General features: G+C 72.5%; 25 protein-coding genes. 16 read left to right on the top strand and 9 right to left on the bottom strand.

Features of this window, described 5'->3' with window-relative positions:
- Nucleotides 1-3 precede the first annotated feature (3 nt).
- The 3 genes from ABG090_RS08140 to ABG090_RS08130 all read left to right on the top strand — a co-directional run bounded on the left by ABG090_RS08140 (nt 4) and on the right by ABG090_RS08130 (nt 2,241).
- A complete protein-coding gene (locus ABG090_RS08140) occupies nt 4-300 on the top strand; it encodes a cory-CC-star protein (protein WP_347753988.1) in 297 nt (98 codons plus the stop codon).
- Nucleotides 291-1,265, top strand: a complete 975-nt coding sequence (locus ABG090_RS08135; RefSeq protein WP_347753987.1) for an ArsA family ATPase — start codon at nt 291-293, stop codon at nt 1,263-1,265. Before ABG090_RS08140 ends, ABG090_RS08135 begins: the two co-directional genes overlap by 10 nt.
- Nucleotides 1,266-1,395: 130 nt before the next feature.
- The gene (locus tag ABG090_RS08130; RefSeq protein WP_347753985.1) at nt 1,396-2,241 is read left to right on the top strand and encodes a formate/nitrite transporter family protein; all 846 of its coding nucleotides are present in this window, start codon (nt 1,396-1,398) and stop codon (nt 2,239-2,241) included.
- A 36-nt stretch (nt 2,242-2,277) separates the two neighbouring features.
- On the opposite strand, the gene ABG090_RS08125 is transcribed toward ABG090_RS08130, so the two are convergent.
- Nucleotides 2,278-2,532, bottom strand: a complete 255-nt coding sequence (locus tag ABG090_RS08125; RefSeq protein WP_347753984.1) for a glutaredoxin domain-containing protein — start codon at nt 2,530-2,532, stop codon at nt 2,278-2,280.
- Between the two features lie 75 nt (nt 2,533-2,607).
- Here ABG090_RS08125 and ABG090_RS08120 point away from each other — a divergent pair, with 75 nt between their 5' ends.
- The 3 genes from ABG090_RS08120 to ABG090_RS08110 all read left to right on the top strand — a co-directional run bounded on the left by ABG090_RS08120 (nt 2,608) and on the right by ABG090_RS08110 (nt 4,905).
- Complete coding sequence (locus ABG090_RS08120; RefSeq protein ID WP_347753983.1) at nt 2,608-3,048, top strand: DoxX family membrane protein; 441 nt, start codon at nt 2,608-2,610, stop codon at nt 3,046-3,048.
- Nucleotides 3,049-3,089: 41 nt separating this feature from the next.
- Nucleotides 3,090-4,067, top strand: coding sequence for a zinc-binding dehydrogenase (locus ABG090_RS08115; protein WP_347753982.1), 978 nt, complete (start codon nt 3,090-3,092; stop codon nt 4,065-4,067).
- Nucleotides 4,068-4,143: 76 nt separating this feature from the next.
- Complete coding sequence (locus ABG090_RS08110) at nt 4,144-4,905, top strand: phosphatase PAP2 family protein (protein WP_347753980.1); 762 nt, start codon at nt 4,144-4,146, stop codon at nt 4,903-4,905.
- Between the two features lie 20 nt (nt 4,906-4,925).
- On the opposite strand, the gene ABG090_RS08105 is transcribed toward ABG090_RS08110, so the two are convergent.
- On the bottom strand, nt 4,926-5,339 hold the full coding sequence (locus ABG090_RS08105; protein WP_347753979.1) for a DUF3054 domain-containing protein: 414 nt from the start codon (nt 5,337-5,339) through the stop codon (nt 4,926-4,928).
- A gap of 268 nt (nt 5,340-5,607) precedes the next feature.
- Here ABG090_RS08105 and ABG090_RS08100 point away from each other — a divergent pair, with 268 nt between their 5' ends.
- Nucleotides 5,608-7,578: an ATP-binding protein gene (locus ABG090_RS08100; protein ID WP_347753977.1), complete on the top strand. Its 1,971-nt coding sequence runs from the start codon at nt 5,608-5,610 to the stop codon at nt 7,576-7,578.
- A gap of 3 nt (nt 7,579-7,581) precedes the next feature.
- Here ABG090_RS08100 and ABG090_RS08095 read toward each other — a convergent pair whose 3' ends face one another.
- On the bottom strand, nt 7,582-8,769 hold the full coding sequence (locus tag ABG090_RS08095) for a PLP-dependent aspartate aminotransferase family protein (RefSeq protein WP_347753976.1): 1,188 nt from the start codon (nt 8,767-8,769) through the stop codon (nt 7,582-7,584).
- Nucleotides 8,770-8,833: 64 nt separating this feature from the next.
- Nucleotides 8,834-10,078, bottom strand: coding sequence for a hypothetical protein (locus ABG090_RS08090; RefSeq protein ID WP_347753974.1), 1,245 nt, complete (start codon nt 10,076-10,078; stop codon nt 8,834-8,836).
- A gap of 123 nt (nt 10,079-10,201) precedes the next feature.
- Between ABG090_RS08090 and ABG090_RS08085 the strand changes: the two genes are divergently transcribed.
- A complete protein-coding gene (locus ABG090_RS08085) occupies nt 10,202-12,172 on the top strand; it encodes an NAD(P)-binding protein (protein ID WP_347753972.1) in 1,971 nt (656 codons plus the stop codon).
- A gap of 83 nt (nt 12,173-12,255) precedes the next feature.
- Nucleotides 12,256-12,681 (top strand): VOC family protein, encoded by a 426-nt coding sequence (locus ABG090_RS08080; protein ID WP_347753971.1) that lies wholly within the window; start codon nt 12,256-12,258, stop codon nt 12,679-12,681.
- A gap of 23 nt (nt 12,682-12,704) precedes the next feature.
- On the opposite strand, the gene ABG090_RS08075 is transcribed toward ABG090_RS08080, so the two are convergent.
- Nucleotides 12,705-12,887 (bottom strand): hypothetical protein, encoded by a 183-nt coding sequence (locus ABG090_RS08075; protein ID WP_347753969.1) that lies wholly within the window; start codon nt 12,885-12,887, stop codon nt 12,705-12,707.
- A gap of 143 nt (nt 12,888-13,030) precedes the next feature.
- On the opposite strand from ABG090_RS08075, the gene ABG090_RS08070 reads away from it, so the two are divergent.
- Entirely contained in the window at nt 13,031-14,209 is a 1,179-nt protein-coding gene (locus ABG090_RS08070; RefSeq protein ID WP_347753967.1) for an acetyl-CoA C-acyltransferase, read from the top strand.
- Nucleotides 14,210-14,295: 86 nt separating this feature from the next.
- Nucleotides 14,296-15,294 carry an LLM class flavin-dependent oxidoreductase gene (locus ABG090_RS08065; RefSeq protein WP_347753965.1) on the top strand — a complete coding sequence of 333 codons (999 nt, stop codon included), beginning with the start codon at nt 14,296-14,298 and terminating at the stop codon, nt 15,292-15,294.
- A gap of 3 nt (nt 15,295-15,297) precedes the next feature.
- Here the strand turns inward: ABG090_RS08065 and ABG090_RS08060 are convergent, their stop codons facing one another.
- Genes ABG090_RS08060 through ABG090_RS08050 form a run of 3 tightly spaced genes read right to left on the bottom strand, consistent with a single transcriptional unit; the run spans nt 15,298 to nt 17,764 of the window.
- Entirely contained in the window at nt 15,298-16,431 is a 1,134-nt protein-coding gene (locus ABG090_RS08060; RefSeq protein WP_347753964.1) for a glycerate kinase, read from the bottom strand.
- Nucleotides 16,428-17,129, bottom strand: coding sequence for a gamma-glutamyl-gamma-aminobutyrate hydrolase family protein (locus ABG090_RS08055; RefSeq protein WP_347753963.1), 702 nt, complete (start codon nt 17,127-17,129; stop codon nt 16,428-16,430). The genes ABG090_RS08060 and ABG090_RS08055 overlap by 4 nt, the downstream gene beginning before the upstream one ends.
- A gap of 14 nt (nt 17,130-17,143) precedes the next feature.
- Nucleotides 17,144-17,764: a DNA-3-methyladenine glycosylase I gene (locus ABG090_RS08050; protein ID WP_347753962.1), complete on the bottom strand. Its 621-nt coding sequence runs from the start codon at nt 17,762-17,764 to the stop codon at nt 17,144-17,146.
- A gap of 57 nt (nt 17,765-17,821) precedes the next feature.
- On the opposite strand from ABG090_RS08050, the gene ABG090_RS08045 reads away from it, so the two are divergent.
- The 5 genes from ABG090_RS08045 (at nt 17,822) to ABG090_RS08025 (ending at nt 20,864) form a co-directional block, all read left to right on the top strand.
- On the top strand, nt 17,822-18,550 hold the full coding sequence (locus ABG090_RS08045) for an AzlC family ABC transporter permease (RefSeq protein WP_347753960.1): 729 nt from the start codon (nt 17,822-17,824) through the stop codon (nt 18,548-18,550).
- Nucleotides 18,547-18,861 (top strand): AzlD domain-containing protein, encoded by a 315-nt coding sequence (locus ABG090_RS08040; RefSeq protein ID WP_347753958.1) that lies wholly within the window; start codon nt 18,547-18,549, stop codon nt 18,859-18,861. Before ABG090_RS08045 ends, ABG090_RS08040 begins: the two co-directional genes overlap by 4 nt.
- 142 nt (nt 18,862-19,003) lie before the next feature.
- The gene (locus ABG090_RS08035) at nt 19,004-19,459 is read left to right on the top strand and encodes an FHA domain-containing protein (RefSeq protein WP_347753957.1); all 456 of its coding nucleotides are present in this window, start codon (nt 19,004-19,006) and stop codon (nt 19,457-19,459) included.
- The gene (locus ABG090_RS08030; protein ID WP_347753955.1) at nt 19,456-20,139 is read left to right on the top strand and encodes a MerR family transcriptional regulator; all 684 of its coding nucleotides are present in this window, start codon (nt 19,456-19,458) and stop codon (nt 20,137-20,139) included. The genes ABG090_RS08035 and ABG090_RS08030 overlap by 4 nt, the downstream gene beginning before the upstream one ends.
- A gap of 161 nt (nt 20,140-20,300) precedes the next feature.
- Complete coding sequence (locus ABG090_RS08025) at nt 20,301-20,864, top strand: MerR family transcriptional regulator (RefSeq protein WP_347753953.1); 564 nt, start codon at nt 20,301-20,303, stop codon at nt 20,862-20,864.
- 50 nt (nt 20,865-20,914) lie between these two features.
- Here the strand turns inward: ABG090_RS08025 and ABG090_RS08020 are convergent, their stop codons facing one another.
- Entirely contained in the window at nt 20,915-21,850 is a 936-nt protein-coding gene (locus ABG090_RS08020; RefSeq protein WP_347753952.1) for a ParA family protein, read from the bottom strand.
- Nucleotides 21,851-21,868: the final 18 nt, after the last annotated feature.

The following is a 21,868-nucleotide window of genomic DNA, read 5'->3' as shown; positions in this document are numbered from 1 at the left end:
CGCATGGCCTCGACGGACGACCGAGCCCAGCGCCGGGAGCACCGCTCTCGGCGCTGGGCCGCGTTCCGCGACGGCCTCCACGAGTTCTACGTCGGCCCCTACCGGCAGACGCTGCTGCGCGAGCAGCGCGACGAGGACGACCTGTTCATGATCGTGGTGCTGGGGGAGGCGCTGGGCGTTCCCGACCCGGCCGCCTACTACTCGGCAGAGCTCGCACCGGCGGTCTGGGGCGACTTCCATGCCTGGCATCGCCGCATCGGGATCCCGTCGTCGCCCTTGGACCACGTCGCATGCTGCTGAACCTCGCGCGCTCGCGCCGCATCCTCTTCGTCGGCGGCAAGGGCGGGGTCGGCAAGACGTCGGTCTCGGCTGCGCTCGCCCTGGCGCGTGCCCGCGACGGCGGCCGGGTCTTGCTGGTCTCGACCGACCCGGCGCACAACCTCGGCCAGGTGTGGGATCGGGTGCTGTCGGATGCGCCGACGCGCGTGTGCACCCATGGTGCCGGCTACGTCGATGCCGTCGAGATCGACCCGCACGCCACCATCGAGCGTCATTTCGCGAACGTCGCCGACACGATGCGGCGGCTGCTGCCCGATCGGCTGCACGCGCAGGCGCGGCAGCACCTCGAGCAGGCGAAGGCGGCCCCGGGCAGCCACGAGTCTGCGGTGCTCGAGCGCATCGCGGAGCTGATCGATTCCAGCCGCGACAGCCACGACCTGGTGCTCTTCGACACCGCACCCTCCGGGCACACGCTGCGGCTGCTCGCGCTGCCCGCGCAGCTGACGACCTGGATGGAGACGCTGCTCGCGAGCCGCGACCGGTCGGAGCGCTTCGCCGCCGCCGCGCGCAGCGTCGTCGGCAGGGGTGACGAGGCGCCGAGCGCAGATGCCGAGCTGCGGCGCACGCTCCTGGCGCGCCGCGATCGCTTCTCGCTCATGGGCCGCCTCGTGACCGACCCGGCGCAGACCTCGTTCATCGTGGTGAGCGTGGCGGAACGACTGCCGGTCGCGGAGTCCATCGACGTCGTCCGACAGCTCACGGCGCTCGCCATCGACCCCGCGGCGATCGTGGTGAATCGCCGGTCGCCCGCGGATGCGGGCGCGCTGCTCGCCGAGCGCCGCGAGCAGGAGGAGCGCCACCTGGAGCGCCTGCGCGAGGCGGTCGACGGCATCCCGATCGTGCAGACGCCGCTGCTGCCTGGCGACCTCGCCGGCGCCGAGGCGCTCGGGCTGCTGGCGGACCACCTCGTCGAGTCGGCAGTGTGAGCCGCTCCCATCTTCGGCGCGCTGATGCTCGCTAGCCTTGGCTCGGCGAACGGGGAACCAGCATGAGGGATGACACGGTGGCGGGCGATCGGATGCCCGTGCGAGACGCGGGACGCGCGGCGGTGCGGCCGTGAGGGACGACCACGAGCGGCGCGCGCAGCAGCGGCGAGAGGACGGTGCCAACGACGGCCCGGTCGAGGAGACGCTCGAGGCGGAGTTCGAGGACGTCGTCGGCGAAGGCGCGGAGCGCCTGCACCGGACGTTCCGCGCGACCGCGATCACCGGGCTGCTCGGCGGCATCGAGGTCGGGGTCGGCGTGATCGCCTACCTGGGCACGCTCCACGCCACCGGTGACGAGCTGCTCGCCGGGCTCGCCTTCAGCATCGGCCTGATCGCGCTCCTCATGGCCCACAGCGAGCTGTTCACCGAGAACTTCCTCATGCCGATCGCCGCGCTCGTGGCTCGCGACGGCACGCCCGGTCAGCTCGCCAAGCTGTGGGCAGGAACGCTCTTGGGCAACCTGGTCGGCGGCTGGATGATGATGGGCCTCGTCGCGCTCGCATTCCCGGACTGGCACGCGCTGCTGGGCGAGACCGCCATGCACTTCCTCGATGCCCCGATCGACGGCGAGTTCGTCGCCCTGTCGCTGCTGGGCGGCGCCGTCATCACGCTGATGACCAGGATGCAGGAGGGCACCGAGTCGGAGCCGGCGAAGATCGTCGCGGCCGTCGCAGGCGGGTTCATCCTCGCCGGGTTCCAGCTCTTCCACTCGATCCTCGACACGCTCTTCGCCTTCGCGGCGATCCTGAGCGGCGCCGACATTACCTACCTCGACTGGCTGCTGTGGTTCTTCCCGGTGCTGCTGCTCAACCTCTTGGGCGGCGTGCTGCTCGTGACGGCGCTGCGCATCGTGCGGACGGGCGAGCTGTTCAAGTACCGCCGGCGCAACGAGCGGTCAGAGGACGACGCGGCGTGAATGCTGCGCGACGCTTCTGACGAGCGCCGCGACCGGTCAGAGGAGCGCGAGCTCCCGCAGCTTCGCCTCGACGTCGGCGTTCGACGGCTCGACATGGTGCGTGCCGTCGGGGAAGACCACGACGGGGATGTTCATGCGGCCCGAGATGCGCTGCGCTTCGGCGGCGGCAGCCTCGTCCAGCTCCAGGTCGATGTACTCGTAGTCCAGCTCGAGGCCATCGAACTGCTGCTTCGTGCGGCGGCAGTCGCGGCACCAGTCGGCGCCGAAGACGCGGATCTTCTCGTTCTGCATCCATCCACCGTAAGCCAGCGGCGAGTGCTGCCGCACGTTGGCGCGCCGAGCGCATGCGGCCGTAACCTGGTGGAGATGACCCATCAGCCCGTTTCGCTCGCGCAGCACATCGTGCGCGTGCTGCTCGGGCTGTCGCTCGTCTTCGCCGGGGTCGGACACCTCACCTTCGCTCGCCAGGAGTTCCAGGCGCAGGTGCCCCCGTGGCTGCCGCTCGACCCTGACTTCGTCGTGGTCGCCTCCGGCGTGGTGGAGATCGCGCTCGGGCTCGCGCTGATCGCGCTGCTGCGGTACCGCGTCGTGGTCGGGCTCATCGTCGCGGCCTTCTTCGTCGCGGTGTTCCCCGGCAACGTGTCGCAGTGGCTGCAGGAGCGCGACGGCTTCGGTCTCGACAGCGACGCGGCCCGCTTCGGTCGGCTCTTCTTTCAGCCCGTGCTCATCGCGCTCGCCCTCTGGTCGACCGGCGCCTGGGATGCGCTGCGACGCCGCTGGCGGGCACGCACGCGCCGCGAGCAGTGAGTGCTGCGTTCGCCCATCCGCCCAGATCGAGAGGAGCACGCATGCGTGCCATCGTCCATGACCAGTTCGGCGAGCCGGAGGACGTGCTGCGCGTCGCAGACCGGCCCGTGCCCGAGCCCGGCCCGGGGGAGGTTCGCGTGCGCACCACCCTCGCCAGCATCCACAACCACGACCTCTGGACGGTGCGCGGCACCTACGGCTTCGTGCCAGCGCTGCCCGCGCCGAGCGGCACCGAGGCAGCCGGTGTTGTGGAGGCGCTCGGCGAGGGCGTCGACACCCTCGCGGCCGGCGATCGCGTGATCGCCGGCGGCATCTTCGGCGTGTGGGCCGAGCAGTTCGTGGCGAAGGCCACCGCGCTCATCCCCGCGCCCGAGGGTCTGCCGGATGAGGCCGCCGCGCAGCTGGTGGCGATGCCGTTCAGTGCCGTGAGCCTGCTGCACAGCCTCGCGCTCGAGCCGGGGCAGTGGCTGGTGCAGAACGCCGCGAACGGCGCCGTCGGTCGCATGGTCGCGCAGCTCGCCCGTGGGCGCGGCATCCGTGTCGTCGGCCTCGTCCGAAGGGCCGAGGCGATCGACGAGCTGCGAGCGGCGGGCATCGGAGACATCGTCGCGACCTCCGAGGAGGGATGGCGCGACCGGGTGGCGGCCATCACCGACGGCGCGGAGATCGCTGCGGGCGTCGATTCGGTCGGCGGCGCGGCAGCGGGCGAGATGCTCTCGGTGCTCGGCACCGGCGGCACGCTCGTCGCGTTCGGGGCCATGGGCGCATCGACGCTCGAGCTCGCGGTCAGCGACGTGATTTTCAAGCAGGCCACGGTGCGCGGATTCTGGGGCAGCGCCGTGAGCCGCGACATGGATCCGGCCGTGCGCGGCGCGCTGTTCGCCGAGCTCTCGGAACGACTCGCCGCGGGCGACCTCACGCTGCCCGTCTCGAGCATCCATGGCTTCGACGACGTGCGTGAGGCAGTGCTCGCGAGCCTGACGCCCGGCCGGGTCGGCAAGGTGCTGCTGCGCCCCTGATCGCGCTCTCGGCGTTCCGGGGATCGGCCGTGAGACGATCGGGCGCCGATCGACGACGACCCCGGATGGTGCCAGCATGACACTCACGCGACGCGAACGTCTGCGGGAACTGCACACGAAGTTCCTCGTGGAGGAGCGCCATCTGGATGCCGCCGCGCGCAGGCGGCTCTACGTGACCGCCGGCGTGCTCACGACGGTGGGTCTCGTCGGCTTCATCGTGCTGCTGGTCGGCGTCGTCACGCAGACCGGGGTGGAGCGGCTGGACCAGCCGGTGAACACCTACTTCGACAGCCTGCGCTCACCGTCGACGACGCCGTTCATGATCGCGCTGGCGGTGATCTTCGGCCCCGTCGCGCTGCCCATCATCGTGCTGGCCGTCACGGTGACCTGGTCCATCGTCGCCAAGCATCTCTGGCGTCCCATCCTGCTCGCCGGCGGCATGCTGACCGGCGTGGTGCTGGCGCAGGTGATCGCGCCGATCGTGCAGCATCCGCGCCCTCCGGTCGAGGACATGCTGTTCGGGCCCGACCACTCCTTCTCGTTCCCCTCCGGGCACGTGCTGGGCGCCTCCAACTTCTTCCTGCTGCTGGCGTTCCTGCTCGCGAGCCGGTTGCAGAAGACGTGGTTCACGGCGCTCGCGGTGACCGTCGCGATCGTCATGGTCGTCACGCAGGCAGCCGGGCGCATCTACCTCGGCTACCACTACATCAGCGACACCATGGCGTCGGTCACGCTCGCCATGATCATCCTCGGCTGCGTGATCGCGATCGATACGCGGCGCACGGTCAGGGTGCCGCCGGAGGAGCTGGAGGAGACGACGATCGTGCCCGACGCCTGACGGCTCGGCGAGGCGTGCTGCTACGCCTCGGTGCGCCCGCGAGCATGCCGCCGCGCGAGCGAGCTCGCAGCCGCGCGCCATCCGACCAGCAGCACCAGCAGGGTCAGCGCCGCGACGATCACGAACGGGAGCGCGGTGCCCTGCCCGGTCGCGAAGCGCAGCAGCATGCCGCCCGTCAGGGTTACCAGCCAGATCGGCAGTCCGGTGCGGATCGGCGCGAGCGGCGCCCGCCAGAGCCGACCGACCAGCCAGCCGAGCATCAGCGCGACCAGGAACGGCATGGCGGTGGTGGCGATGGCCATGCCGCCGGCGGAGAGCACCCCGCTGCCGTGGCTCGCGAGCCCCGCGGCGGCGAAGCCGAGCACGAGCGCCGCGTCGAGCGCCAGCGCGAGCAGGATCGAGGTGGCGGATGTCGTGGGTCGAGTCGTTCGCATGCCCCGACCGTAGTGGCGGTGCGGTGGGCCCCGGTTGCCGCGGCCGCGGCTGCGCGTCGCGAACGGAGGAGATGTCGCGGGGCGAGGACGATCTGTCCTCCGCTGGGGACATGTGGCCGATCTGTCCTCCGCTGGGGACATGTGGCCGATCCGTCCTCGGCTCGGGCGAGCGGGCGAGCGGGCGAGCGGGCGAGCGGGCGAGCGGGCGAGCGGGCGTCGCCGGGCGGCGCTGCTGGGCAGATCGCACTTCGGTGCGTACGTTGGGGGCGTGAGCATCGCTGACGATGGACAGGCGCCCTACGCCGACCGTCAGGCTGCACCGCGCCCGACGCTGTCCTGGTGGTCGTGGCTCGTGGCGGCGCTCGCCATCTTCTTGACCGCGGTGTTCGGCGTCGTCTTCGCGCCGGCGGGCACGACGGTCGCCGTGTGGTGGCCGGCCGCGGGACTCTCGGTGCTGCTCGCGCTGCTGCAGCCTCCGGCTCGGCTGCCGCACGTGGTGCTGCTGGTGCTCGGCGTCACGATCCTGGCGAATGCGGCGAGCGGCAGACCGTGGGATGTATCGGTGGTGTTCGGCTTCGCGAACGCGGCGGAGGTCGCGGTGATCGGCGCGATCCTCTTCGGGCGCGCTGGGCGATTCGAGCTGTCGTCGCTGCGCGCCGGTCTGCGATTCGTCGTTGCCGTCGCAGCCGGGGCCGCGGTGGTCGGCCTGCTCGCGGCCGCGGGCCTCGCGGCGCTGGACGGCAGGGCCTTCTGGCCCACGCTGCCGCTGGTCGCCGCCTCGCACGCGGCAGCCGTGAGCCTGCTCGCGCCCATCGGGGCGCTGCCTCGTCCGATCCCGGTGCAGGCGGGCCGGATCGAGATGGTGGTGCAGAGCGCGATCCTCGCAGCGGTCGTCGTGCTGGTCTTCCAGCCAGAGGCGACCCTGCCGTTCGCGTTCGCGCCATTCCCGATCCTCGCGTGGGCAGCGCTGCGGTTCCCGATCCGCTTCGTGCTCATCCAGACCATCGCGGCCTCGCTGCTGATGCTCGTGCTCACGCTCGACAGCGGCGGGCCCTTCCGTCAGCTGGTGCTCGACCTGACGGGCCGCGTCGCGATGTTCGAGCTGCTGCTCGTCACTGTGGCCGCCACCGTGGTGGTGCTCTCGTCGGCGCAGTACGAGCTGCGCGCGCTCGCGCGGCAGGTGGAGGCCGCCAACCGGCTGCTGACGGGCGGCGTGATCGACGCCAGCATCGGTCTCGTCATCGCCGAGCGCGCCGACGATGCGACGCGGGTGCGCTGGGTGAACCGCACCGGCAGCGCGATGCTGGCTGCCGAGCTGAGCGACGGGGTCTGGAACGGGCCGCTGCGCACCGCCGCGGCGGCGGCACTGCGGTCGGGCGAGCAGGTGACCGTCACCACCGACCGGGGCCGCACGATCACCGTCGCGGCCAACGCCGTGGTCGGCGGCGACCACCGGATCACCGTGCAGATGCTCGACGTCACGACGATCCTGCGCGCGCGTCAGATGCAGATCGAGGCCGAGGTCGAGCGCGAGGCCGCGAAGTCGATCCGCGCAGAGCTGGAGCGGCAGCGGGACGACTTCCTCATCACCACCAGCCACGAGCTGCGCACCCCGATCACCAGCATCGTCGGCTACGCGGGCCTGCTCTCCGATGGCGCCGAGCTGAGCGATCTCGAGCGCGGCTGGGTGCAGGTGATCGCGCGGAACGCGGAGCGCCTGTCGGAGCTCGTCGAGGATCTGCTGACCTTCAGCCGGCTCTCCGGCGGCGCGGCACAGGTGCACCCGGAGCGCGTGCGCACGGACGAGCTGTTCAGCGAGGTCGCGGCGAACCTGCAGGTGGTGAGCGAGCGGAAGCGCATCGCCGTGCGCATGGCGCCGGGCGACCACGTCGTCTTCGCGGCCCGCCACGATGCCAGCCGCATGCTCTCCAACCTGCTCGTGAACGCGTGCAAGTTCACCCCCGAGGGCGGGCGCATCGACCTGACCGCGCACCAGGAGGGCGACGCGGTGCGCATGGTGGTCGCTGACAGTGGGCCGGGCATGCGCGACGAGGAGATCGAGCACGCCTTCGAGCGCTTCTACCGAGCGCCGAGCGCCGAGCGCGACAACGTCGAGGGCACGGGCCTCGGTCTGGCGATCGTCTCGGAGCTCGCGCGCCGCAACAGCGGATCGGTGCGCCTGCGGGCGGGGGACAGCGGCGGTCTCACCGCCGAGCTGCTGCTGCCCGCGGCGCTCTGACGGCTAGGCGCTCGCGAGCGCCTGCTCGAGGTCGGCGATCAGATCCAGCGGATCCTCCAGCCCGATCGAGAGCCGCAGCACGCTCGCGTTCGGCTTCGCCTCCGCGGCGACCGGTCGGTGCGTGAGCGAGGCGGGGTGCTGGATGAGCGAGTCGACGCTGCCGAGCGAGACCGCGTGCGTGAACAGCCGCACGCCCTCGGCCACGGCGGCGGCGCGCCCCGGGGAGCCGACGTCGATCGACAGCATCGAGCCCGGACCGGACATCTGCCGGCCCTCGCCGACCAACCCTGCGGGGTCGCTGGCGGCGAAGCCCGGGTAGCGCACCTCGCGCACGCCCGCCATGGCGGCGAGCGCTTCGGCGACCCGCTGGGCGTTCGCCTGCTGGGCCCGCACGCGCAGCGGCAGCGTCTGCAGGCCGCGATGCATCAGATACGCGCTGAACGGATGCGCGATGGCGCCGGTGATGGCGCGGACGGGCCGGATCGCCTGCGCCCACTGCTCGTCGCAGGCGACGACACCGCCCATGACGTCGCCGTGGCCGCCGATGTACTTGGTCGCCGAGTGGAGCGAGAGCGCGACCCCGTGCTCGAGCGGGCGCTGCAGGACCGGGGTGGCGAACGTGTTGTCGACCAGGACCGGGGCGTCACCGGCCGCGGCGACGAGCGCCGCCAGGTCGACGAGCTCCAGCGTGGGGTTCGCCGGCGTCTCGGCCACCACGAGGCCCGTATCGGCGCGCACCGCGCGCTCCACCTGCTCCAGCGAATCCACGAACGTCGTCTCGGTGCCGAGCAGGCCGGTAGCGAGCAGATGGTCGGTGCCGCCGTAGAGCGGACGCACGGCCACTACGTGGTTGCCGCGACGCTGCTTCGCCGCGGTGAGCACCGCGGTCGTGGTCGCCATGCCGGTCGCGAAGGCGACCGCGGCCTCTGCGCCCTCGAGCGCGGCGAAGGCGCGCTCGAAGCGCGCCACGGTCGGGTTCCAGAGCCGCTGGTAGACGGCGCTGGAGTCCGACGGGTCGCCGCCGGTGGCGCCGATCTCGTACGCGTCTCCACCGGAGTCGACGCCCGGGAGGGGGTTCGTGGTGGAGAAGTCGATCGGGGTTGCGTGCACGCCCAGCGACTGGAAGTCCTCGCGGCCGGCATGCACCGCGAGCGAGTCGAGTCGGAGGCGAGCGTCATTGCTCGTCGTCATGCCTTCGATCATGCCGCAAACCTCGGCTGTTGGTCGACGGCACCCGGTGCGTTGCCCGGTCGCGCTAGGGCGTCGGTGCGGTCGGCGGGTCGGGCAGCGGGGGGAGCGGCTCGGGCTCGCCCGAAGGCGCCGGTTCCATCGATGGCTCCGGCTCCGGCTCCGGAGGCGGCGTCGGGGTCGGGGTCGACCCGGCGGTCTCCTCCGGGGGCGCGCCGGGCGATGCGGTCGGCGGTGCCGGCGCGACCGCCGTCGGACTCGGCTGCGGGTCGAGTGCGGAGCCGGACGGCGGAGCGGCCGGCGCGGGGGTCGGCGACTTCGGCAGCGCGACCGGTCGGGAGCTGCCGGTCGCGACCGCCTCCCGTGCCTGCTGCGACTGCGCCGCCAGCGCAGCGGACGCCTCGACGTCGCCCTCCGCCTCGAGCTGCCAGGCCTCGGTCATCCAGACGGCAGCGACGTGCAGGGTGATGCCCTCCACGAGATCGAGCACCGCCGAGGGAGAGGGCTCTCCGGCGACGATCGCGAGCAGCGCCGTCAGGTGCCGGTCGGCGTCTCGCAGGCTCGCCTTCGCGTGCTCGGGGGCGAGTGGGAGCGACGACTGCAGCGCGGGCAGCTCGGTGCGGCGCTGCGCCAGGGCCACGGCCGAGCGCTCGAGGCTGGCGATCGCGGCCTCGAACCGGTCGATGCGGGCGTCGTCGAAATCCCTGGGGTCGCCGAGCGCACGCAGCTGCTGCGCGAGCGCGTCGGCACGCTCGGCCGTCACCCCCGTGATCGGCTCGCGCTGGGCGGCGGCGGCGGTGACGCACTCCTCCACGAGGTCGAACCGCGAGGGGTCGTCGGATGCGGCCGCGCGCGACTGCCAGGCATCGGCCAGCTCCCGGTCGTCCTCCGAGACGAACCCGTCCGCCTCGATGGACGTCAGGATGCTCTGGCGGTCCTGCTCGAACGCCGACCGGTCGGAGGACGGGAGCACCCACTCGGCACCGGCGACGTGCTGCGCAGCCGTGAGCACGTCCTGAGCCCGGCGCTCGAGCGCCACGGTCCGCACGATGCGGTCGGCGAGCTCGCAGCCGGCGAGCTCGTGCTCCAGGTGCCAGGCCTCGATCCGGTCGGCGATGTCGCCCGCGCGCGCCTGCGCACTCCAGGCGACGACGGAGCCGGCGATGATGACCGCCGATGCGGCGGCAGCGGCGATGCCGACCGTCCAGCGCCGGTGGCGCCGGCGACGATGCAGCTCGGCGAGCGTCGCGACGCGACGTCGTGCCTCGGCCTCCGCAGAACCCGACGGCCCGCGCTCCGGTTGCTCGTCCACCCGTGAAGACCTCGCGTTCGTGCTGGATGTGCACCTCCATGATACGGGAGCGATGACCGGTGCCGGGGTACATGCGCGCGGGTGCGGAGCCGCGCGCTGGGGGGTGGGTGCTTGGATCGAGGGGTGAACCTCCTCGCTCAGCCGCTGCGCATCGGCAGCTTCCAGGCACCGAACCGCATCATGCAGGCCGCGCACTCGAAGCAGTTCTCCGACCGGGTCGAATCCGATCGCGAGACCGCCTACTTCGTGCGCCGCGCGCAGGGCGGCTGCGGGCTCTTCGTCGCGGGCAACCACCTCGTGCATCCCACGGCGTCGACGCGCGGGTTCGAGGACGCCTGGCGACCCGAGGCGGTCGACGCCAACCGGCGCATGACCGATGCGATCCACGAGGCGGGCGCCCGCGTCGTCGTGCAGCTCAACCACCACGGCGCGCAGGCCGCTCCGGAGGGACCGGACGGGCCGCGACCGGTCTTCGCGCCGAGCCGCATCCTTTCTCCCTCCACGGGCGTCGCGACCCGAGCTGCCAGCGCGCGCGACATCGCCGGCTTCGTGGAGGCGTGGGCGGATGCCGCGGAGCGATCGCGGCTGGGCGGGTTCGACGGTGTGGAGATCCACCTCGCGCACGGCTACCTGCTGCACCAGTTCCTCAGCCCGCTCTACAACCGGCGCACCGACGCCTACGGCGGCGACGTCGAGGGGCGCACGCGGTTCCCGCGCGAGGTGCTGCGGGCCGTGCGCGACCGCGTCGGCGAGGACTTCACCGTCGGCATCCGCATCGTGGTGAACGAGCACAACGACGCTGGCCTCGACGCCGCGGCCTGCCGCGAGATCGTCCAGGCGCTGCGGGCAGAGGCGAGCATCGACTTCCTCGACACCGCGGCCGGCGGCTATCACGACGTGCACTGGGTCTTCCCGTCGTCGGCGATGCCGGCCGCGTGGCTGCGCGACGACGTCGCCGCGCTCAAGCAGGCGAACCCGGATATCCCGGTCTTCGGGGTGGGCAGCGCGACGAGCGTCGAGGAGGCCGAGGAAGTGCTCGCGAGCGGCATCGCCGACATGGTGGCGCTCACGCGCGGGCAGCTCGCCGACCCGGATCTGGCGAGCAGGCTGCTCACCGGAGCGACCGAGGGCATCCGCCACTGCATCCGCTTGAACCAGGGATGCCTGGGCCGGGGCAGCCAGGGCCTGGCGGTCTCGTGCACGGTCAACCCCGCCGCCGGTCGCGAGCTTGAGCAGCGACCGGAGCGCGCGGCGGCGCCGGCTCGCTGGACGGTCGTCGGCGGAGGGCCCGCCGGGCTGCGCGCGGCGATCGACCTCGCCGGGCTCGGGCACACGGTGACGCTGCTGGAGCGCGAGGAGCACCTGGGAGGGCAGCTGCTGCGCGCCGCCCGGGTGCCGGGGCGCGGATCGGTGTCGCTGCTGGTCGCCGATCTCGAGCGCGATGCACGCGCCGCCGGCGTCGAGCTGCGGCTCGGCACCGCCGCAACGGTCGAGACGATCGCCGCGACCGAGCCGGCCGGGGTGCTGCTGGCGACCGGTGCCGTCGCGCCGGCGACGAGCGCGCTCGCGATCGACGGCGCGTTCTCGGGCCGGCGGCCCGCGACCGTCGATGCGTTCACGGCCATGGACGACCCGGCGAGCCTGGGCGATCACGTGCTGGTGGTCGACGACGACGGCACGGCGTATGCCTCTGGCGTGCTGCTGCGCCTGGTCGCCTCCGGCGCTGCCGTGCAGGTGGTGACGCCGTTCGAGCAGCTGCTGCCGCACGTCGGCACGGGCTACGAGCGGCAGCTCGTGCTGCGCACGCTCGCCGATGGTCGGTTCGATCGGGTCACGAGCGCCACCGTGCGGGTGGAGGGCGAGACGCCGGTCGCCGTCGATCTGCTCACGGGCGGGACCCTGCCGCTCGTCTCGCCCAGCGCGATCGTCGCCCTCACGCCGCGGGCATCGGTCACCGTCGACGGCCTGACCACCGAGGCGCTCGAAGCGGCGCTCGACATCCCGGTCGCCGCCGTCGGCGACGCGGTCGCACCGCGCGGCATCGACGCAGCCATCGCCGAGGGCTGGCGCTTCGCGCTCACCACCGCGGGCTGAATCGCCCGGCCGGCGCTGGTGACAGCCCTGGTGCTGCGCCATGCTGGAGCCGGCGGCCGCGCGGCCACCGAGAGGAGCCGACCATGACGACGGTGCTGAACCCCTACCTGGCCTTCCAGCGCGAGGCGCGCGAGGCCATGAACTTCTATCACGGCGTCTTCGGCGGCGACCTGGTCACGACGACCTTCGCCGAGGGTGGGATGCCGCACGCTCCCGAGGACGCGTATCGGGTGATGCACGCGCAGCTGACCTCCGCGGAGGGGCACACCCTGATGGCGAGCGACTCGCTCGTGCACGGGCAGCTCGCGCCGCAGGGCCAGCAGGTCTCGCTCTCGGGTGATGACGCCGAGCGGCTCACCCGCTACTGGGAGGCGCTCAGCGAGGGCGGGCGCGTCGTCGAGCCGCTCGAGCGCGCGCCCTGGGGCGACGCGTTCGGCATGCTCGTCGACCGTTGGGGCGTGACCTGGCTGGTGAACATCGCAGGGACGGCCGCGCCCGCCGACGCCTAGCGCTGCCGGTCAGGCGGGACCGGTCAGGCGGGACCGCCGGAGGCGGTGTCCCCTTCGGTCTCCGGGTCGTGCATGGAGTCGGAGTTGGTCTCGCGCTCGTGCGTCTCGGTGTGCTCGTGCGTCTCGGTGCGCTCGTGCTCCACGTGCGCGCCGTCGTCGGTGTGCTCCGTGTGCTCGTGCTCCTCGTGGTGCTCGTGCTCGCTCATCGTTGGTCTCCTGTCGTCGGGCTTCCATGTCTATCGGGAACCCGGCGCGCAGGCGAGTCCCGACCGGCCGGGTCGTCCACCGCAGTCGCGCGCGCCGCGAGTACGCTGGCGTGGTCGTACCCCACCCGCGAAGGAGCAGCCCCATGCCAGAGACGATCATCGCCGGCTACGCCCGCACACCGTTCGCCAAGTTCCTCGGGCAGCTGGCGCAGACGCCCTCGACGGAGCTGGGCGCGCACGCCGCGAAGCACGCGCTCGAGAAGGCCGGGGTCGATGCCGCCGCGGTCGACGCCGTGGTCGTCGGCCAGGTGCTGCAGGCGACGGTGGGCCAGAACCCGCCGCGGCAGACGGCTGTCGGTGCGGGCATCCCGATGACCGTGCCGGCCCTCGGCGTCAACGCGGTGTGCCTGTCGGGCACCGAGGCGATCGTCGCCGGGCACCGCATGATTCAGCTCGGCGAGGCCGAGGTGGTCGTCGCCGTCGGCCAGGAGTCGATGACCCTCGCGCCGCATGCGGCACCGATGCGGGCCGGCAGCAAGTTCGGCAGCACGAACCTGATCGACACCATGCAGTTCGACGGGTTGACGGATGCCTTCGATCGGGTCGCGATGGGCGAGTCGACCGATCAGTACAACACCGAGTTCGACATCACCCGCGAGCAGCAGGACGAGTTCGCGGCAGCATCGCACGCGCGGCTCGCGCGCGCACAGGGCAACGGCTCGCTCGACGACGAGATCGTGCCGATCGAGGCGAAGGCGGGCCGCAAGCTCGTCACCGTCGCCGCCGACGACGGTGTGCGGGCCGACACCACCGCGGAGTCGCTCGCTGGCCTGCGGCCGGCGTTCACGCCCGACGGCACCGTGACCGCCGGCAACGCATCGCAGATCACGGATGGCGCTGCCGCCGTCGTGCTCGTCTCCGACACCTACGCGGCCGAGCACGGCATCGCTGGGCTCGCCAAGATCCTCGCCACCGGCTTCGTCGCGGGCGCGGACGTCTCGCTGCACTCGCAGCCCGCGGACGCCATCGAGCGGGCGCTCGAGCGAGCGGGCAAGTCGACGAGCGACCTGCAGGCGGTCGAGATCAACGAGGCGTTCGCCGCCGTCGGCATCGCATCGACGCGGCAGCTGGGCGTCGACCCCGAGATCGTGAACGCGAACGGCGGCGCGATCTCGATGGGGCACCCCATCGGCGCGTCCGGTCTGCGCATCGTCGGACACCTCGCTCGCCGGCTGCAGCAGCTGGGCTCCGGCTCGATCGGTGCCAGCGGCATCTGCGGCGGCGGCGGCCAGGGCTCCGCGGTGGTGCTCGAAGCCATCTGAGCGCTCGGTCTGGGTCTTCCGCCTGGGTCTTCCGCCCAGAGCGGATCGACAGCAGGCGGCGCACCCGCCCGGCATAGGCTGGGCGGGTGCGTCTGTCTGTGCTGGATCTTGCCCCCATCCACCCGGGAGAGACGGCGGCGCAGAGCCTCGCCGGCTCCGTCGAGCTCGCGCAGGCCGCGGAACGGCTCGGCTTCGCGCGCGTCTGGTATGCCGAGCACCACAACATGGCGACGATCGCTTCGAGCGCCACGAGCGTGCTCATCGCCCACGTGGCCGCGCACACCACGAGCATCCGGCTCGGCGCCGGAGGCGTCATGCTGCCGAACCACTCGCCGCTCGTGATCGCCGAGCAGTTCGGCACGCTCGCCGAGCTGCATCCGGGCCGCATCGACCTCGGTCTCGGTCGGGCGCCCGGCACCGACCAGCGCACCTGGGCAGCGCTGCGCCGCGACATCCGCGCCTCCGAGCAGTTCCCGCAGGACGTCGTGGAGCTGCGCGGCTACCTCGCAGGAGCGTCGGTCGTGCCCGGCATCACCGCCGTGCCCGGCCACGGCACCAAGGTGCCGCTGACCATCCTCGGCTCCTCGCTCTTCGGTGCGCAGCTCGCGGCCGCGCTCGGTCTGCCCTACGCCTTCGCGTCGCACTTCGCGCCCGATGCGCTGCAGCAGGCCGTGGCTGTCTACCGCGAGCGCTTCGAGCCCAGCGAGCAGCTGGAGGCGCCCTCCGTGATCGCTGGCATCAATGCCGTCGTGGCGGACACCCGCGAGGCCGCGGAGACGATGCAGCGCGAGGCGATCCGCGCTCGCGTGCGCGGGATCCTGCTGCGCGACAGCCCGGTGGCGCAGCAGGTGAGCGACGACGAGCTCGACGCCCTCGCGCGCAGCCCCCAGGCCGCGGGCATCATGAAGATGGCGCAGCACACCGCGATGGGCACCGGCGACCAGGCGGTCAGCACCCTGCGCCGGTTCCAGATCGAGGCCGACGCCGACGAGCTCATCATGGCGGTGCACGGCCAGACGGCGCAGCGCGTGCGCGCGCTCGAGCTCATCGAGGCGGCTGGCGGCCTGGCCGACGCTGCGGCGTAGCGTTCAGCGTTGGCTGCTTGCCAGCCTCGCGACGGATGCAGCGGTGGCAGCGATCAGGTCACCGGCGCCGCGCTGCAGCTCCGCCAGAGTCGCGGGTCCTGCCGCGAGTGAGAAGGCCGGGACGCCCAGCTGCTCCGCCGCAGGCGCATCGACGGCGCCAGCGATGACCACGAGCGGCACGCCGTGGTGCCGGCAGGCGGCGTGCACGGCCGAGACGACCTTCCCATCGGCCGACTGCGCGTCGAAGCTGCCCTCTCCGGAGAGCACGAGATCGGCGTTGGCGATGGCGGCGTCGAGGCCGACGAGCGCCGCGAACCAGGCACTGCCAGCGACGATCTCGCCGCCCGTCGCCGCGCGTAGCACGCTCGCGACACCCCCCGCGGCTCCCGCGCCCGGCAGGTCGGCGACCGATTCGACAGCGACACCCATCGCCTCCGCTCCGATGCGCGCGAAGCGTGCGAGCGCGGCATCGAGCAGCGCCACGTCGTCGGAGCTCGCGCCCTTCTGCGGTCCGAACACGGCCGCCGCGCCCCGTGGGCCCACCAGCGGCGCATCGACGTCGGTCACGAAGCGCCAGGTCGCGGTGAGCGCGCGCGGATCGATGCCCGCAGTGTCGACACGCGCGATCGTCGACAGGCCGCCGCCACCCGGGCCGACGGGTGCGCCCGCCGCATCCGTGAGCGCCGCGCCGAGAGCGGTGAGGATGCCGGCGCCGCCGTCCGTGGTGGCCGACCCGCCCAGCAGCAGGGTGAGCTCGGTCGCGCCACGGTCGAGCGCCTCGAGCACGACCCGGCCGACGCCCGCGGTGGATGCCGCGAGCGGCTGCAACGCGACATCGGCGACCTGCGGTAGTCCCGCCGCCTGCGCGAGCTCGATGACCGCATGCGTGCCGTCGAGCGCCCATCGCGCTCGCGCCGGACGCCCGATCGCGTCGACCGTGTCCGTCACGACCTCCCTGCCGCCGCGCGCGAGCAGGGCATCCAGGGATCCCTCACCGCCGTCGGCCATCGGCACCGCGACGACGACCGCGCCGGGCAGGGCGGAGCGGATGCCGCGCGCGGCAGCCTCGCACGCCTCCGCTGCGGTCAGGCTGCCCTTGAACGAGTCGAAGGCGACCACTGCCCGCAGCGACGTCATCGCGTCAGCCCGTAGCGCTCGCTGAAGCGAGCGAGGATCGTCTGCGGGTGCGCGACCTGCGCGGCCCGGCCCGCCTCGACGAGGTCGTCGACCTCTTCCGGGGAGAAGTAGCCGTGATCGCGGTAGGTGCGGATGCGCTGCTCCAGCCCCGCGCTGTCCAGCTCCGGGTGGAACTGCGTGCCGACCACGTGCTGGCCGACGCGCAGCATGTGCACGCAGGTGGCGGAGACCGCGAGCGTCGTCGCACCCTCCGGTGCCTCGGCGATGCCCTCCTTGTGGCCGCCGAACGCGGTGAAGGCCCGCGGCAGGCCGTCGGTGAGCCAGTCGTTGCCGACCAGGCTCACCTCCACCGGCGCCACCGACTCCGCGATGCCGCGCACCATGCGGTCGCCGAGCGCATGCACCAGGGCGCCCAGCCCCAGGCATGCGCCCAGGTAGGGAACGTCGTCGCGGATCACCTGGCGTGCGAGGTCGGTGAGCCAGGTGATCGTCCTGGCATGGGAGGGGTCCCGCCCGTGCTCGTCGCTGAAGTTGGGCGGCCCGCCGCCGACCAGCACGCCGTCCACGGCGCGCAGATCGATCGTCGGCTGCTCCCGGTCGAGCCGCAACCGCTGCACGCGGGCCTCGTCGAGCCCGCCGAAGCGCACCATGGCCTCGAGCTCCGCGTCGGCGACCGCATCCTCCGGTCGCGACTGCACGATCAGGATCCTTCTCACTGGCTGCCTCGCTTTGCTCGGGTTCCGTCCGCCGCCCAGATGCCGCTCGCGCCACGCCGATACGAGCCGAGCAGGTGGGTGTCGACGATGCCGACCGCCTCCATGAGCGCGAACATGGTCGTGGGCCCCACGTGCGCGAAGCCGCGTCGTCGCAGCTCCTTCGCGAGCGCGATCGACTCCGGGCTCGTCGTGGGCACGTCGGCGGCGGTCTCGGGCCTCGGCGTCGTGGCGGGCTGGAACGACCAGATGAGGCCCGCGAGCCCGGGGCCGTCACGGAGGTCGATCGTGGCGCGCGCGTTCTGGATCGTGGCGTCGATCTTCCGCCGGTTGCGCACGATGCCGGTGTCCGCCATCAGGCGCGCGGCATCGGTCTCGTCGAAGCGCGCGACGGCATCCGGATTGAAGCCCGCGAACGCCTCGCGGAACGCGGGTCGCTTGCGCAGGATCGTGGCCCACGACAGCCCCGACTGGAATGCTTCCAGCGACAGGCGCTCGAACAGTCCGGTCTCGTCGCGCACCGGCATGCCCCACTCGTGGTCGTAGTACTCGCGCAGCATCGGGTCGACCGCGGCCCAGGTCGGGCGCGAGAGGCCGTCCTCGCCGACGATCGGATGCATGCCGTCCAGGCTAGCCGCGCAGCGAGCCCGTGCACGCCGCGCGCATAGGCTGGTTCGGTGCAGACGGATGCGGCGGGCCGCGCCTGGAAGGAAGGCCTCTCGGTCGCTGTGGCGACGAGCGCATACGGCCTCTCCTTCGGCGCGCTCGCGATCGTCAGCGGGCTGGACCTGTGGCAGACGATGGTGCTGAGCCTGCTGATGTTCTCGGGCGGCTCGCAGTTCGCCTTCATCGGCGTCGTCGCCTCCGGCGGCGCGCTCGCGGGCGTTGCGAGCGCGGCCATGCTCGGCCTGCGGAACGGCCTCTACGGCATGAGCATGCGAGGCGTGCTGCAGCCGCGGCCGGCCATGGTGCCGCTGACCGCGCACGTCACGATCGACGAGTCCACCGCGGTGGCGCTCGCGCAGACAGGGCAACGGGCGCAGCGCGTGGGGTTCTGGGTGACCGGCATCGGCATCTACCTCGGCTGGAACGCCGCCACGCTCGCGGGCGCGCTGCTCGGCGACGCGCTCGGCGACCCCACGCGGTGGGGGCTCGACGCGGCAGCGGCCGCGGCATTCGTGGGACTGCTGTGGCCGCGGCTGCGAAGCCGCCAAGCCATCGCGGTCGCGGGTGCCAGCGCGGTGCTCGCGGCTGCCCTGCTGCCCGCGCTGCCCGCCGGCATGCCGGTGATCGTCGCTGCATCCGTGGGCATCGTCATCGGCCTGACGAACTGGTTCGGTCCCAGGCACGAGTCGGCGCTGCCCGACCCGGGCGGGCGGGACCATCCGGGAGGGAAGCACGCATGACCCTCTGGCACGCCATCCTGCTCGCATCCATCGCGGTGCTCGCGATCAAGCTCGTCGGCTACGCGGTGCCGCAGCGCATCTTCGAGCAGCCGCGCCCGCGACGCACGCTCGAGCTGCTGACGGTGTCGCTCTTGGCCGGCCTCGTCGCGGTGCAGTCGCTGGGTGGCACAGGGGGGATCGTGCTCGATGCGCGCATCCCTGCGGTGCTCGTCGCCGCCGGCCTGTTCGCGGTGCGAGCGCCGTTCATCGTCGCCGTGATCGCGGCCGCCGTGGTCGCCGCGCTGCTGCGTCGCTTCGCGGGGCTCGCCTGAGGCGACGCGCCGCTCCAGCGTTCGCTAGGGTGGCCTCTCAGGCGATGAGCGCCTGCCGTTCCGGCATCGCTGGAGCACAGGCTCGATCGCTATGCTGATCGTCCGCCGGCACTCGCCGGCACCGTCCGCGTGGAGGAAACGCATGACTGAGCACGACGCCCGGAAGCCGGGCAGGGACGGCGAGAGCACGCAGTCGTGGGGTGACGACTACCGCGCGCAGCTGGCAGCCATGATCGAAGGCACCACCGCTGAGGATCGGGACGCCGTCGCGTCGCTGCCCTCGGGCTCAGCGATCCTCGTCGTGCGCCGCGGCCCCAACGTCGGGGCCCGCTTCCTCCTCGACCAGGACTCGACGGTCGCCGGACGCCACCCGGACGCCGACATCTTCCTCGACGACGTCACCGTCTCCCGCCGGCACGCGGAGTTCGTGCGCACCGGCACGGACTTCGCACTGCGCGACCTCGGTTCGCTCAACGGCACCTATCACGACGGCGAGCGCGTCGACGCGGTCGAGCTGCGGGACGGCGCGGAGGTGCAGGTCGGCAAGTTCCGTCTGACCTTCTACCGCTCGCGCCTCGACCTCGAGCAGCGAGCGTGAGCGCGCAGGCTGCGCGGAAGCCCGCGGGCCTGCTCTCGATCGGGCAGGTGCTGGCGAAGCTCGGCCCCGAGTTCCCGGACCTGTCGCCGTCGAAGCTGCGATTCCTCGAGGACCAGGGGCTCATCTCGCCGCAGCGCACCGCCAGCGGCTACCGCAAGTTCGATGCCGCGGATCTCGAGCGGCTCCGCTACATCCTCACGCTGCAGCGCGACCACTACCTGCCGCTGAAGGTGATCCTCGGGCATCTCGAGGACATCGACGCTGGTCGCACCCCGCAGGTGCCCGGCGCCAACGTGCGCGTCGAGGCGCCCTCGATCCTGGCCGTCGACCGCAGGCTCTCGCGTGCGGAGCTGCAGGCCGAGGCGGGGGCGACCAAGCAGCTGCTCACCGACGCGATCTCCGCGCAGCTGCTCCCCGGCTCCGAGCCGTTCGGCGACGCCGCCGTGCAGTCGCTCAAGGCGCTCGTGGAGCTGCAGCGCTTCGGCATCGAGCCCCGGCACCTCCGTGGCATGCGGCAGTCGGCGCAGCGCGAGGCGGCGCTCATCGAGTCGGCGCTCAAGCCCATGCGCGGTCGCCGGGAGACAGGCAGCCAGGCGAAGGCTGCGGAGGCGGCGCGCGACCTCGCGAGCCAGATCCAGTCGGTGCGCGACCTGCTCACGCGCGAGGCGCTCGGGGCATGACGCACCGCGCGCCCCTGTCTCTCGTCGGAGGCAGGGCGTAGACTCGGCCCGACACGCCGCGCCGACCGTCGGATGCACGATCTCGGGGCATCGAGTCGATACGGTGGGCCAACACTCAACCACGACTTGAAGGTTGAGTTCGGCAGAGCGAAGGGACGGCCATGCGCGACGGCATCGAAGACCAGGGCGGCCAGAGCGGCCAGGACCTCGGTCTGCTGTTCACCGACGGCCTTCCGCAGGAGCGTGACGCCGTTGGCTACAAGGGTGCCATCGCCGCGGACGCCGCGGGCATCACCTACCGGCAGCTCGACTACTGGGCCCGCACCGGGCTCGTCGAGCCGACGATCCGGCCCGCGCACGGCTCCGGCAGCCAGCGCCTCTACTCGTTCCGCGACATCCTGGTGCTCAAGCTCGTCAAGCGCCTGCTCGACACCGGCATCTCGCTGCAGCAGATCCGCGTCGCCATCCAGCAGCTGCATGACGCCGGTGTGCGCGACCTGACGCAGACGACCCTGATCTCCGACGGCGCGAGCGTCTACCTCTGCACCTCCAGCGACGAGGTGATCGACCTGCTCGGCCGCGGCCAGGGCGTGTTCGGCATCGCTGTCGGCAAGGTGCTCCGCGAGGTGGAGACGCAGCTGATCGAGCTCGAGGTCACGCCCGTCGAGCAGCAGCCAGTCGACGAGCTCGCCGCGCGCCGCGCTCGCAGGAGCCGCACGGCCTGATCGGCCTGGCTGCGGCTGCGGCTGCGGCTACGGCTACTGCGTGGCTGCGGCTACGGCTTGGAGGAGTCGGCCGAGCCGTGCTCGGCGCCCTCGGCCTCGGCTGCGTCGGCAGCAGCGGCCTCGTCGAGTTCCGCGGCTGCGGTCGCGTCGACGGCAGCCGTCGGCGCGGGGATCCTGCGCCCGGAGGCAGCCTCGTCACCCATGCGCCCGGCGGAGGTGAGCACCGTCTGCAGCAGCTCGTCGAACTGCAGCGCCATCTCCTGCGCGCCCTCGCCGGGCCACACGTGCAACGGCCGGGCAGCGCCCTGCGCCTGCTGCATGGAGGTGCGCTCCGGCAGCACCGTGTCGAGCACGAGCGGCCCGAACATGTCCTTCAGCTCCTGGATGCGGTACTGGTGCTCGAGCGACTGCGGGCGCGCGCGGTTCACGACGATGCCGAGCGGCTGCAGGCGCGGGCTGAGGCCGCGGCGGATCTCCTCGATCGCGCGCAGTGCGCGGTCGGCGGCGGCGACCGAGAACAGGCCAGGCTCCGTCACCACGAGCACGCGGTCGGAGGCAGCCCACGCGGTGCGGGTGAGCGCGTTCAGCGAGGGGGCGCAGTCGACCAGCACGATGTCGTAGTCGTTCTCGACGGTCGTCAGCGCCGTCTCGAGCTTCCAGATGTCCTTGATGGTCGGGTGCGGACCGTCGAAGTTGATCGCGGAGGGGCTGCCGATCAGCACGTCGATCGTGCCGCCGTGGCCGTGCGTCCAGCCCGAGGGCGAGATCGCCTGCTGGACGACCTTGTCCTTCGGGTTCGAGAGCACATCGGCGATGTTCAGCCGCCCCTCGATCTCGATGTCCATGCCCGTCGAGGCATCGGACTGCGGGTCGAGGTCCACCACAAGCGTGCGGAGGCCCTTCGCGAATGCGGCGGAGGCGAGACCGAGCGTCACGGTGGTCTTGCCGACGCCGCCCTTGAGAGAGCTGATGGAGAGTACGTGCACGGCGGCTAAGCCTAGCGG

This window comes from Agrococcus sp. ProA11, assembly GCF_039880525.1.
GTDB classification, from domain to species: Bacteria; Actinomycetota; Actinomycetes; order Actinomycetales; family Microbacteriaceae; genus Agrococcus; species Agrococcus chionoecetis.
The sequence above is the reverse complement of the archived record's forward strand: the minus strand, read 5'-3'. Positions and strand labels throughout refer to the sequence as shown.